This is a genomic window from Aquimarina sp. Aq107, assembly GCF_943733665.1.
GTDB lineage: Bacteria > Bacteroidota > Bacteroidia > Flavobacteriales > Flavobacteriaceae > Aquimarina.
Map to the genome: position 1 here is coordinate 4,737,631 of NZ_OX030782.1, position 13,523 is coordinate 4,751,153.

The 13,523-nt window shown below is 30.3% G+C and carries 14 protein-coding genes; 2 read left to right on the plus strand and 12 right to left on the minus strand.

The window, feature by feature from the left end:
• Positions 1–2: 2 nt before the first annotated feature.
• From NMK29_RS20595 to NMK29_RS20605, 3 genes are all read right to left on the minus strand, one after another.
• The gene (locus NMK29_RS20595) at positions 3–1,478 is read right to left on the minus strand and encodes a DUF5687 family protein (protein ID WP_108802701.1); all 1,476 of its coding nucleotides are present in this window, start codon (positions 1,476–1,478) and stop codon (positions 3–5) included.
• Positions 1,479–1,609: 131 nt separating this feature from the next.
• Entirely contained in the window at positions 1,610–2,230 is a 621-nt protein-coding gene (locus NMK29_RS20600) for a hypothetical protein (RefSeq protein WP_108802700.1), read from the minus strand.
• Position 2,231: 1 nt separating this feature from the next.
• Positions 2,232–2,570, minus strand: a complete 339-nt coding sequence (locus NMK29_RS20605; protein ID WP_108802699.1) for a PadR family transcriptional regulator — start codon at positions 2,568–2,570, stop codon at positions 2,232–2,234.
• A gap of 203 nt (positions 2,571–2,773) precedes the next feature.
• Between NMK29_RS20605 and NMK29_RS20610 the strand changes: the two genes are divergently transcribed.
• Positions 2,774–3,829, plus strand: a complete 1,056-nt coding sequence (locus NMK29_RS20610) for a ferredoxin--NADP reductase (protein WP_108802698.1) — start codon at positions 2,774–2,776, stop codon at positions 3,827–3,829.
• A 19-nt stretch (positions 3,830–3,848) separates the two neighbouring features.
• On the opposite strand, the gene NMK29_RS20615 is transcribed toward NMK29_RS20610, so the two are convergent.
• From NMK29_RS20615 to NMK29_RS20645, 7 genes are all read right to left on the minus strand, one after another.
• A complete protein-coding gene (locus NMK29_RS20615) occupies positions 3,849–4,565 on the minus strand; it encodes a CPBP family intramembrane glutamic endopeptidase (RefSeq protein ID WP_108802697.1) in 717 nt (238 codons plus the stop codon).
• 288 nt (positions 4,566–4,853) lie between these two features.
• Positions 4,854–5,960: an AraC family transcriptional regulator gene (locus tag NMK29_RS20620; RefSeq protein ID WP_108802696.1), complete on the minus strand. Its 1,107-nt coding sequence runs from the start codon at positions 5,958–5,960 to the stop codon at positions 4,854–4,856.
• 189 nt (positions 5,961–6,149) lie between these two features.
• Positions 6,150–7,226, minus strand: a complete 1,077-nt coding sequence (locus NMK29_RS20625) for a glycosyltransferase family 9 protein (protein ID WP_234424232.1) — start codon at positions 7,224–7,226, stop codon at positions 6,150–6,152.
• Between the two features lie 10 nt (positions 7,227–7,236).
• The gene (locus tag NMK29_RS20630; RefSeq protein ID WP_027394431.1) at positions 7,237–7,845 is read right to left on the minus strand and encodes a DUF4254 domain-containing protein; all 609 of its coding nucleotides are present in this window, start codon (positions 7,843–7,845) and stop codon (positions 7,237–7,239) included.
• Positions 7,846–7,850: 5 nt separating this feature from the next.
• Positions 7,851–8,846: a DNA adenine methylase gene (locus NMK29_RS20635; protein WP_108802694.1), complete on the minus strand. Its 996-nt coding sequence runs from the start codon at positions 8,844–8,846 to the stop codon at positions 7,851–7,853.
• Between the two features lie 23 nt (positions 8,847–8,869).
• On the minus strand, positions 8,870–9,487 hold the full coding sequence (locus tag NMK29_RS20640) for a hypothetical protein (protein ID WP_159092159.1): 618 nt from the start codon (positions 9,485–9,487) through the stop codon (positions 8,870–8,872).
• Complete coding sequence (locus NMK29_RS20645; protein WP_255411758.1) at positions 9,484–10,404, minus strand: DUF6427 family protein; 921 nt, start codon at positions 10,402–10,404, stop codon at positions 9,484–9,486. The genes NMK29_RS20640 and NMK29_RS20645 overlap by 4 nt, the downstream gene beginning before the upstream one ends.
• A gap of 113 nt (positions 10,405–10,517) precedes the next feature.
• Here NMK29_RS20645 and NMK29_RS20650 point away from each other — a divergent pair, with 113 nt between their 5' ends.
• Positions 10,518–10,751, plus strand: a complete 234-nt coding sequence (locus NMK29_RS20650; protein WP_027394435.1) for a hypothetical protein — start codon at positions 10,518–10,520, stop codon at positions 10,749–10,751.
• A 112-nt stretch (positions 10,752–10,863) separates the two neighbouring features.
• Here the strand turns inward: NMK29_RS20650 and purD are convergent, their stop codons facing one another.
• Together purD and NMK29_RS20660 are read right to left on the minus strand one after the other, a co-directional pair.
• Positions 10,864–12,135 (minus strand): phosphoribosylamine--glycine ligase, encoded by a 1,272-nt coding sequence (gene purD / locus NMK29_RS20655; protein ID WP_108802691.1) that lies wholly within the window; start codon positions 12,133–12,135, stop codon positions 10,864–10,866.
• 102 nt (positions 12,136–12,237) lie between these two features.
• The gene (locus tag NMK29_RS20660) at positions 12,238–13,503 is read right to left on the minus strand and encodes an O-antigen ligase (protein ID WP_159092157.1); all 1,266 of its coding nucleotides are present in this window, start codon (positions 13,501–13,503) and stop codon (positions 12,238–12,240) included.
• Positions 13,504–13,523: the final 20 nt, after the last annotated feature.

A 13,523-nucleotide genomic window follows, 5' to 3' on the forward strand; every position in this document is an offset into this window, starting at 1 on the left:
TCTTATTTTTTTTGTTTGTATGCCCAGATCGTTTTATACTTCTCTGTTCTATAAATTCTTTCAATTTTATCAAAAACCATATTCCTAAATGCAAAACCAGCAATTCCCGCAACAGCAACCAATGCATAACCTGCATATGGGCTATATGCATAATGTCCTATTGCATATAACACCATTGGTAATGCAAGCTTTGGTAATGATAACATTAATGTTTTCATATTAAAGGATTGTTTGTCTCCAAAAGCCTTTTTATTACTGGTTAAATCTATTGGAGTTTTTACATAAGCACCTGCCCATAATACGACGTGTGCATTCATTCCCATATTATAGATCGCACCAACAACAACCGCTAAGTATGCCTCCCATCCAAAATATAAATATCCTGATGCTAGAACAGCAGAAATAAATGTCGCTATTACCATTAACCACCATTTTGAAGAAAGATATTCTCGGTATTTAATATTTTGGCTCATCATTAATGGATAATAAGAACTATCCCAACTTGGAACGAATTGTCCAAAACTCATTAAAAATCCACCAGAAACAAAAATCCCTGCAAATATTTTCCAAACAGGTCCTTCATATGCTTCGACAGCTCCTGTGAAGAATAACAGACCATAAAAAAGAAATAACGCACTCACTATTACTGTTGATCTTGCTCTTTTATTTCTTTTGATAAGCTTAATATCATTTTTTAGAAATACTGAGGTTTTACCAAATCGATCCAACCATTCTAAATTTTCTGTTTTTACAGTTTTAGATTTCGTTGCTAATCCAGCATCCAGGTACAAATCCTTTACAAAAGATCTAAATGCTATAATATAAAGTGCGATTGCAGCAACTACTGGAATAGCCACCAAAAACTTTGATTCGTACAATCCCTGAAAAAACGGTGCTGTATACTGTGTAACATCAAAATATCCAAAATAATGCAATCCACCTAATAACGCCATAACGCCACCAACTCCATAAATAAGATTGTCTTTATTGTTTAATAAGATATTAAGGAAATTATTACCATATATCAATGCAATCAATCCTATATTCCATAACAATATGTTTAATACAGGTGCATCTCCATTAGCAATCAAAAGAACTGAAAATGGAACAAAAAAGAAGGCATGAATAATATTAAAAAACGATGACATTGTCTTACCCAAAGCAAATGATACAATTTTGCTTTTACTAAAAGGTAAAATCAATAAAGGTTTAATATTGATAACAGGCATTTTTTGTAACGCATATCTAAAAATAAGATCAAATGCCCACCAATAGATCAAAAATCTATTTACCACTTCTAATGGATCTAGACATAAATCTTTGCTGATATATTTATAGGCAATAAAACTGCCTCCCATCATCATTAAAATAAAATATACCGCCCAAAATCCCATGAAGATTTTCATCCAAACTCCCGAAGAAGCAGATGCAGATCGCCAAAAAGATTTCCACTGTAAGGATATAAAATGTTTAAACATAGTTGTATTAGTTTTAAAAGAAGTAGGAAAGACTTCTTACACTATTTAGTAATCAAAAAATGGATTTTGTTACAAAAACAGTGAAAGAAAAGTTAAAAAACTATGCATTTTAAGGGCAGAAGAACAGATTGTTATATCAGTTGAAAGCGTTTTTTATAATAAATCACTAATGAAATCATTGTTTTTAAACTACAAACAAAAAATATGGACATAATCCCTAAATTGACAAAATAAAACAATGAAGGTTCGTCTAAATAAGGAATAAAATAATAGTTAAATGAAAAAAAGATAGCTATTAGTATTCCAAAATTTCCAATAAAAGAAAACTTCTTTTTACCAAAAACTACAATAGGAATAAAACCAACTAAAGCCATCAAAAACGTTGGAAAAAAAGTAATTGTAAAACCATCAATATGAAAATACTTATAGAGGCTATTGAAAATCCAAAAACACAGTACACTACCAAGTATTACTTGCCAAGAATATAGGTTTCTTAGAAATTGTTTACATACACTTTTAAATACTTTAGAGTTAAAAGGTCTACTCCCTTGTTTTTCTAAAGAAGCTTTATTTTCTATCATATAGTCTTTAAAAATATCATAGAAATCTCGGTTATCTCCTTGATTCATTGAATTTTCTATTTCTGAAGCTACGTGATCTATCATTTCAATTCGTATATCTTCATAGTGAATATCAGAATTAGATAAATACGTATCTATGAATTGTATGTCTTCAATAGTAAGTTTTTTCATATTAATTTATACTCCATTTTGGGTTAATAATGGTTTGCATAGTGCGGATGTATTCTTCTAATTCTGTTAACCGATTAGCAGTTTCCTTTGTACCCTTTTCTGTAAGTTTATAGTACTTACGAAGACGATTATCTACTTTTTGCATTTCCACATCCAACAATCCTTCTGCCTCTAGTTTATGTAATGCAGGATACAAGGCACCTTCGGTTATGTTCAATTCTCCTTTAGTAATTTCTTTTACTTTTTGGGTAATCTCATACCCATACATCTTCTCACTCTCTTCCAAAAGTTTAAGAATAATAGTATTCAAACTACCTTTATATAACTTAGAATTGCCCATTATTACAGATATTAGAACGCAAATATATACATAATTTTCTTATGCATAAGTTTTTTAGGTATATAAAATTATGTCAAAACCATTATATGCAATAATGCATTTGTTATTTTTGCGCAAAATAATTTGTAAAAGATTAATTACTATTAAAGTGTAAACTGAAAACTTAATTATTAAGAGTTCAGTTTAAAGTATACCTAATTGCTATGTCAGATTTCCATACACTTACTATAAAAAACATTACTAGAGAAACTCCAAAAGCTGTTTCTATAGAATTCAATATTCCTTCAGAGTTAAAAAACGATTATTCCTTTATTTCTGGTCAATATATAACTATCAAAACTCAAGTTGAAGGTAAGGAAATAAGAAGAGCGTACTCTATTTGCAGTTCTCCGAAAAGTGATTCTCTTCGTGTTGCGGTTAAAGAGATTGAAAACGGAACTTTCTCAGCAATAGCAAATAACAAATTACAGGTTGGTGACACACTAGATGTGCACACACCAGAAGGTAATTTTACCCTAAAATCAGATCCAACTGTAACTCATAGTTATGCCGCCTTTGTTGCTGGTAGTGGAATCACTCCTGTAATGAGTATGATTAAAAGTGTTCTAGAAGAGGAACCTAATAGTAATTTTGTTTTGGTATATGGTAATCAGACTCCTACAGAAACAATTTTTTCTAAAGAACTTCTATCATTACAAACAAAATATCCTGATAGATTATTTATTGAATTCTTCTATAGTAGAAGTCAAGAAGATGGTGCTCGTTTTGGAAGAATTGAAAAATCTACTATTAATTACATAACTAAGAATAAATTTAAAGAAACAAACTTCGAAGCATTCTACCTATGTGGTCCAGAAGAAATGATCAATACAGTAACGGATGTTTTAATAGAAAACGGAATCCCTAAGGACAATATTCATTTTGAACTTTTTACCAGTAGTAGTACTTCTAACACAGAAGTTGATGCTGCTTTAGATGGAAAAACTAGTATCTCTATATTAGTAGATGATGAAGAGTTTAGTTTTATTATGGATCAGAAAAAAACCATTCTTGATGCTGCTTTAGAGGAAGATATTGATGCTCCTTACTCTTGTCAAGGTGGTGTTTGTAGTTCGTGTATTTGTAAAATTACTGATGGTACTGCAGTTATGGAAAAAAACAGTATTCTTACCGATGGAGAATTAGCTGAAGGTCTGGTATTAGCTTGTCAGGCGCATCCAACCTCTTCTTCTATAAAGGTGGATTTTGATGATGTCTAAGATGGTTGATCATTTTTAGTTAATCTTTTTTTGATAATAAATAAAAAGATATCGTACCTATTATAAGCCATAAGCCTAGTATCGCAAGGTTACCTTCAAGTTTATTTTTTCCAAAATCCATTTCAAATAATAAAATCATAACTGAATTTATAACGGCGTGTGCAAATACTGCTGGCCAAACACTTTTAGAGTTGATAGTTAACCATCCTAAAAAGTAGGAAATAAAAACAGTGGTTAAAGGAAAAAATAGAAAAGCTCCTAACATTGGATATTCAGGATAATTAAATCCATTAATAATAAGTGGGAAGTGCCAAAAACCCCATAGAATGCCTAAAAATGTGAGCGATTTAAATAGACTATTCTTTTCTAGTAATTTCTTTTGAAGAAAACCTCTCCACCCAATTTCTTCACCTATAGTAGTAAGGCTTGTAACTAACGAAATTAAAATTCCGGTAATTAAAAAATTAAGAATAAAGAAAGGGATGCTTTGTGGATCACTTCCAAATATAAGTGGGATTTCTATACTATGAACTTCTCCGTTGTTAATCAGAAAAACATTATTTGATGCCAATCCTGTGTGTTCAAACACTAAAATTCCTAGAAGGGTAATTAGTATTGGTAAGAATAAGCTAAGCAATATATACTTGGTCTTACCAACATGCCAATTAATATATTTAAGTCCTTGTTTAGTTTTTATTAAATAGATAATAGCAGCTATACTAGGAATAAACATCATAAAGCCAGTAAGAATTTGTACTAAAAATTGCCTTCTTCAGCAATTAAAACGGCAATAATTTGAATAGTATAAGTGAATAAGAATACGAAACCAATATAATACCAAACGTTTTTTTCTAATTTTATCATCGATAATATTTAAATAAGTTAATAGAAACAAGATTAACATTTTCAAAAAGTATAAATCAAATTTTCACAAGAAGCCATGATTCGAAGGCTGTCCTCAAATATCATTAGAAGGGAAGAGATATTACAATTAAGTTAGTTCCAAATCGTCATTTGAAACCATTTATCGCAGAGAATTCAAATATTCAGAGGGGGTCATACCGGTTTCTTTCTTAAAAACTCTGTAAAAAGAAGTTTTAGAATTAAAGCCAGCTTCTTCACTTAAACCTAAAATAGAATATTTTTCACTATCGTTGGCGATTAGTTTTTGCTTAAATGCTTCCACTCGGTAACTGTTTATAAGGTCTGTGAAATTTGTGTGAAGTGTATCATTTATAATTCTTGACAGGTTATTGGATGGCCAACCAAGATGTGTGGCTAATTTGGATATTGTGAGTTCAGAGTCCCTGTAAAGTTCATTTTTAGTTATTGCATACAATAACTCTTCTTTCTTTTCACTCAAATTATTTTCAGACAAGTGAATTCTTATGACACGATTGGAATAGTTTCTAATAACCTTTAGGTATTTTAATAAATACAAATACCCTAAAGAATAAATGAAAAATCCTAAAATAACCCCAAGTGGTTTATAGAAATAAAAAGAATTCTCATCTACCTTTTTTATAAAAACTAATGCAATAGGAATAGCAAATAATAGAAAACCGACAAGTATACACCAAGATATAATTAGATATCTAAGCCAGGTTCTCACTTCTTTAAACTCTATTAACACGTTCTTGACACCAACTGATTCGCGATAAATTAAGTACGTATAGACCCCTAATTGAACTATCCCCAATAACCCCATGATCAGGGCAATTTTTTGAATTAAAATAATATTTGCGTAAGCCCAATCGAGATTTAATCTAATATATGTAAACAGCAGAATAAATAAAAGACCATCCAAAAGTAAAGAAGGTAAAAAATGAAGAAAATCTTTCCATCTAAAAAATTTTGAAGGATTTTTAATATATATGACATGGAAATACGCTAAAGGGCCATAAGCTAGGCTAAACTCCATTGGGATAGGAAATTTTGAATTGAAAGCTTGAATAGATTCCCCTAGTATTAAATGTAGAATAGAAAGTGAAAATAAAAAGACAAGTACACCAAAAAACAGATTTGGCATACTTTTATTAAAACGAAAAACGATAACCAAAGACAATATAAACCCTTGAAAAACTGCAATTAAAAAATAAAAATTTGTTGAATCTAAAGCGGTATCAATCATTAATTTTTTATGATTTTATTTTAAATAGTTCAATATAAAAAAATTGAATGTTTTGAGTATTGTTAAAGATCTACAAGCAACAACAGGAAAATACAGAAAAATGAATAACCCTTGCTCGTTAGTGGAATAATAAAAATAATAACCTCTTCAAAAGTGGATTCCAGCCTATATTGGAATGACAAAAAAGAGTTACAGTTTGTTTATAGTTTCAATCACTGTTTCTGGTTCGATAGTATGCATTACCTTCTCATATCCTTCGGGAACTTTGTTTCCATAAATTGATGTAGGGATCTGATCATACTTTGCTAAATTAGGAAGAATAGCATTTTCCATAGGTTGTCCAAAAGGCATAAATCCTGCAAATGGATGAGTAACACCCCAAAGTGTTATGGTAGGAATCCCATACATGGCCGCTAAATGTGCATTACCACTATCCATGGATAACATTACGTCTAAATTTCCAATTAGTTTTAACTCATCTTCAAAAGACAACTTACCTGCAATATTGATCACGTTTTTATATTTGCTTTCAATATTATTAAGCAAGTCAATCTCTTTTTTACCGCCACCAAAAAGGAATATTTCATAGATATCACCTTGATCGAGTTGTTCAATTACCTCAATCATAAACTCTAAAGGATATACCTTGCTCTTATATTGAGCAAAGGGAGCAATTCCTAGCCACTTTTTAGTAGACTTCTTTGTGAACTTTAGAATTTCTGGGGTTAATGCCATTTTTTCTGGAAAAGAATGCTCTCGTAAATCAATAGGATATCCTAATTTACCTAAAACATCTGCATACCGCTGATGCGTTGCTTTTAATTGCTTAAATTCTTTATTCTTTGATCGGGTTAACGCCTTTTTTTCTGCTCTTCCTTTATCTACTTGTACTACTTTTATACCATGAAGAGAGAAAAAATTCTTAAGTACATTAGATCGTAGTACATTATGCATATCTGCCACAGCTGTTATTCCCAAGCCTCTTAATTCCTTTGATAGCTTTGACAATCCAAAAATACCTTTATGCTTCCCATTAACATCGGCGTGATACACTTCTAAGTTATCAATTCCGGTAAAAATTGGTTCAAAAAATTTTCTCGTTAGCACAGTTATTTTTACAGTCGGGTATATTGCTCTAAATGTTCGTAATACAGGCACAGTCATAGCCACATCACCCATTGCAGAAAGCCTAATAACCAGAACATGAGCATCAAAGCCCTCTGAAAGGGCTTTGCTTTTGTTTGATATATTTTTTACTTTATTCAAAAAAACATTACTATTTTTCTCCTCGTAAAACTGGATTTAACTCATCATCATTATACATTTTCATCTGTTTGTAAACCTTCATGTACTTATCACCTTTCTCAATATCCGTAAGCAAGGTATCTATTGCTGTAGAAAGATCTACTTGCTGTTCTAGTAATACATTATACTTTTTTTGACAAGCAGCCTTATGAGTATCCGATGCACCTTCTCTAACAGTCTCTTCATGCATATGATATACTTTAAGCGCTAATATCGATAATCTATCTACTCCCCAAGCCGGACTTTCTGTATTTATCGTAGCATCTTGTTTAGGAATAACATCTTTATATGTCTCTAAAAAATAGCTATCGATATACTCAACCATATCTGTACGGTCCTGGTTAGATGCATCAATCTGTCTTTTTAGTTTTAAAGCTGCAACCGGATCAATTTCTGGATCACGAATAATATCTTCATAATGCCACTGTACCGTATCGATCCAACATTTTCTATATAATAAATGTTCTATTTGTTGTGATTTACTATCATATGGATTTGAAAATTCCTGATCTACACGATCAATCACATGATACATGTCTATAACTTCTTTAAAAATTTTGTTTGCTTTATCTGTAAACATTATACTTATTTTTCTAAGATGTGTAAATATTCTTTTGTTTCTGTGGCTTTGTGGTTTCTGTTTTCCGTTTTATCCGCTTTAAACCTCTTATATTTTGTAGTTACTAAATCGTATCTACCATAACGTTCCATAATTTGTCTTATTTCTTCTTCAGACATTAAACCTTCATTGTTATAGCTAAGAAAAATATAAGTAAACTGCGAATTCTTGATTAAATCTTCAAAAACCTTTACTACTAAACCTTTTTTACAATAATTAGATCTTTGATAAGGTCTTAAACCAGTCTTTCCAACTGGGACAAAGGTATCATATTTTGCAATAGTATTTAGTATATGATAATTGGCTCCATATTGTCTAGCATTATACGGTGGATCAAGATATAAAATGTCTCCTTCTATTTGCTTTATCAATATATTACTATCCTCATTATAAACCAGATGCTTGTTTTCTGTGAAGTCAAAATTTGCTGGAACGAGCTCTAAATTTTTCTGAGCAGTTTTTTTTAGGCCCTTTAGATATGATGCATATACAGAGGCCGTGTTAGCAACTTTATCGGCTCCTTCTAAAAGTGATACTAGTAAAAAATAATAGGTATTTTCATTAATCTCTTTACTATCCTTCCATTTTTCAATTTGTATTCTTGCCGCATCAATTTTAAGTCCATTATCATCACTAAAATACTGACGTCCAGACAAACTTCCGTTACAATAATTATTGTAGACAAAACCTTTTTTTCCTTGCAAGCGGTTTAATTCTGCAATGTAATCCAAAGAATTAATCTCTTCGCTATTTCCAATATAATTCCGGTTTAGCGCATAACTATAATACTCCAGGTCATTTGCAATCACCTGTTTTACAATAGTTTTAAAACTTCTTCCAACTACACCTGTTCCTGCAAAAAGATCACAAAAAACTTTATCTTCTAAATCAGCGCCTACTGTTTCAAAAACAGAAGTTCTAATAAAATTAGAGAGTTTGTATTTTGAACCGATATAATTCATCGTTTAATAAATCAATTTGCTTCTCACTTAACAGCCCAAATCAAACCAATTTTACTGATTTGATAAGGTTGTATCTGTAGTCTAAATAATCTCGAACCATCAAATGTAGCAACATATGCCGAGATTATATCTCTAAGCCAAGAGATTTGTGCTTTTAATTTCCAGTGTTCACCATCATCCGCATATAAAACTATATAAATGAGATTTTTTAAATTATTTTTTGGTTGTGGACTTGAACTATTAGCTAACCAATAAATTAATTCTTTAGAATTTTCTCTTGTATACTGTAACGATTTTCCAAAACCCTCAGGAAAGACAATCATTTTAAAATCAAATAATTTATTTCTGTCATTATCGGTGGAAAATATATTTTTTAAGTTAGATAAAATTAGCTCTATTGCTATATCACTCCAGTAGTCATACCAACGATTTATAGTATAATTAAAAAATTCCTCCTTGTTCATTTTATACTTAATTGCCGACGTCGAAATTTTAGAAATTACATTTTCCCATTTTATTGTACCATAAATAAAATTACCATAATCATCCCAAAGATGATTTTGCTTTTTATCCCATTCACTGCTAAAAGATAGTCTATGCTCCAATTCTGATTCTATAATATCTAGATAAGGATCTTTCAAAATAACAGTGTCATAAATGGTAGTAATATAAACACCCAAAGATTAATTTCTCTTACAAATTTTCCATGATCAATCTCTAGGTAAGTTGTTCCAATAATCGCTAAGGGAGCCGCTATAAAAATCATTTCAGAAGTATTTTTATTAAGAGCAATCATTACAACAATCGATGAAATCAATAATTGCGTAATAATAAGCTTTAAAATAGGTTTTGATTTTGTTGGTTTTCTACTATACTTTATCAAATACACTGTTAGAAAAAATAGTATGCAAATTATTAGCACTCCTATTGAAAAGAATCCTCGATTACTAAAATATCCTTCGAAAGAAAACGATATTGGAGCTACATAATCAGTTATAGCAAAGAATGAATCATAAAATAACAAGGTAAAACAATTGGATAATAAATAGACAGTTAGCAACCCTATAAACGGAATTATCCAGTTTCTATAATTTTTAGGTTCGAAATATAATACTCCCAAAAAAACTATTACAATAAAGGTTATACTCCAGAAATAGGTTAAAGAAGCTAAACCAATATATAAAGAAGCATTCAAAATATTAGATTTAACATACTTTCCATTTCTTAAACTTAGTATACTTCTCATACCTAAAATTATAAATAGATTTGATAACAGAACATTGGGATTAATTAATGATGCTGGCAAGATCCCCGTTAGGAAAGCAAATAGTAATATTGTGTTTGTACTTTTATATGTTAGGTCATTTTTTTGTGTAACATGATTTAATATGAGCATCGTGAGAATATATGCAACACAACCAACAAAAAAGATCAAAATTTTAAAATAATCTAAGTCGATACCATTTTGGTAATGTGCTATTATATACATTACAAACATGTATAATGCAACAATTATAAAATTAATTGGTTTTGATTTATTAAAAAAGCTTGATAACACTACTATTTTTTATATTTTTGCGCTAAACAATATATTATTGTTTTTAATTATAATATAACTAATTTATAAAAAGTTTTTAGTTAGCTTTTTATAATGAAAACGAAGATCATATCATGAAAGATTTTTTTGAAGCGATACAGTCCCTATTTGTAGATCTACTTTTGGCTCCAATGGATGCTCTAAGAGCTTTAGAATTAGAGAGCTGGAGTGCTGCGAATATCATAAATTGGATGTTTATGCTTATTGGTTTTGTAGCTTTTTTATATTGGATGAAGGAATTAAAGAAGTTTAACGACAACGACGAAGAAGATAGAGATCCAAAAGCTCACTCATTTTTAAAACCATAATATCGATTATTAAAATAAAATATTGAGGAAGTTTATCCTCTACAAATTAAAAAAGTCAAGTGTTCAGGAACACTTGACTTTTTTAATACTACTAGATTTGAATAGAAAAACTCTATAGATCAAATCCTAAATCCTTTCTATAATACATTTTATCAAAATGTAATTTCTCGATATTTTTATATGATAACTTAAGCGCTTCTCTAAAATCATCATGGAGCGAAGTTACAGCAATAACCCTTCCACCATTAGTAACCACTTTATCAGCTTCTATTTTAGTTCCGGCATGAAAGACAATAGAATCAGCTATTTTATCAACACCCGTGATTTCCTTTCCTTTCTCATAAGATTCTGGATATCCTCCTGATACTGTCATTACAGTTGCCGCACTTCTAGAGTCAATATCGATATCTATTTGATCCAAAGTTTGATTTGATACATGATTAAATAACGATACTAAATCCGTTTTTATTCTAGGAAGTACAGCTTCTGTTTCTGGGTCTCCCATTCTTACATTGTATTCTATTACTTTAGGATCATCACCTACCTTTATTAATCCAATAAAAACAAAACCCTTATAATCTATTTCTTCCGTTACTAAACCTTCTACTGTTGGTTTAATAATTTGAGTTTCTATTTTATTCATAAAAACATCATCTGCAAAAGGAACTGGAGAAATTGCTCCCATCCCTCCTGTATTAAGTCCAGTATCCCCTTCTCCAATACGTTTGTAATCTTTTGCCGTTGGCAACGTAACATAATTCTTACCATCTGTCAGCACAAAAACACTTAGTTCGATTCCATCTAAGAATTCTTCAATCACTACTTTTTCACTTGCAGCACCAAACTTTTTGTTAGCAAGCATATTTTCAAGTTCTGTTTTAGCTTCATCTATATCTTGAAGAATAAGAACTCCTTTACCAGCAGCAAGACCATCCGCTTTTAAAACATATGGCGGATTTAATGTTTCTAAAAACTCTTTTCCTTCTTTAACCGTTTTAGCTGTAAAACTTTGATATGCCGCAGTTGGTATATTATGTCTAAACAAAAATTCCTTAGCATACTCTTTACTACCCTCTAACCTGGCTCCTTCTTTTGATGGTCCAATAATGGCAACATCCTTTAGTTCATCATCCTGTGAAAAGAAATCTGTTATTCCCTGTACCAGAGGATCTTCTGGTCCTACCACAACCATTTCTATTTTTTCTTTTAAAACAAGAGCTTTGATCGCCTCAAAATCTGTAACTGATATTGCCACATTTGTTGCAATACTAGCTGTACCTGCATTTCCTGGTGCAACAAATAATTTTTTACATAAACTACTCTGAGCAATTTTATAAGTAAATGTATGTTCTCTTCCTCCAGATCCTAATATTAAAATATTCATTCTCAAATGATTATATGATAGCTAAGTTTTACGCGTTCAAAAATAGTTCATTAGCTGTTTTCTTGCTAATAATTTTGTAGTCTATTTTACATTTTTAAACTATTATATCGGAGTATTTCGTATGATTCTGCTGCTTAAAATGCTTCTTTTCTTAAGTAATAGAGGAATTATAATAGAGAAAAATACAATTCCATTAAATCGTACCAACATGGATTCGAATACAAGCGAAACAAATAATATTAAAAACACTGAAAACTCGTTTCGACTTCTTTTCATCCGCATTCCCAAAACTACAAAAATGAATATTAATACTCCTAATCCAACTACTCCCGTCTGAAGTAATGTCTGAAGAAACTGATTATGAGCATTATATTTGTTTTCAAAATTATACTTATACCCTAATTCTTTATATTTTTTAATCAATACATCATTTGCATCACCGATTCCATAACCTAAAAATGGTGCTTCTTTAATTAGTTCAGCACTAGATTTCCAAGATAATAGTCTTGCTTTTTCTGAAGTAGAATTAGCATATTCCGTTGTCATTCCAAAGTCTTTAACTTTTGCATAAAAATCAAACACACGAGGATTATTGACAAACACTAAAATTCCTAAAAGGAACATAATAATCATTGTATGCTTTCTACTTTTATCAGAAATGTTAAAAATTAAAAGTAAAGACATAACCGTAAGGATCATATATGCTGCTATAGAAGCCAATAAGAACAGATATAAGAATAATATAAGAACGATAGCGGTTCTCAATTTTGTGTCTAAACTATTTTTTAAATAATAACTTAATACTAATAATATGTACAATGAGAGATAACTAGGATTAATCAGCTTAGAGAACTCATCACCTATAAAATAGTTCCATCCATTTATAATTGCATCTAAAAAAGTATTGAGATCTGCCATAGAAATTTCTAAAGAAAACCCACCTTTTATTATTGACATTGCATTGAAAATTGCAATTGAAAAATTTATGAAAAATGAGATAATCAATCCTAAAAGCAAAAAATCAAATAGCTTTCTTACAGAAGACGCATCCTCTTTTACAAAAAGAAAAATTACAGGAAACAAAAGCAATGATAAAGATCGTTGTAGTAAGTTTAATCCACCAAAAATATTATCTGTGTATATTAAACTAGATAGCATAATAATAAAATACAAAGGGAATAACAATAGGATTTTATTCTCTAAAACAAATTTCTTCCTTGATTGAAAAATATTCACTAATCCGAGACCTATAGAAACAATAAAAAATGGTGTAGGGAGATTAATTCCTAACGGTAGTAAAAGAAATGCTATATATAAACTATTCCAAAAAATAGTAAGCACCAAACTATCATCATGTTTGTAAAACATCTCAGTTAAACTATTTATTT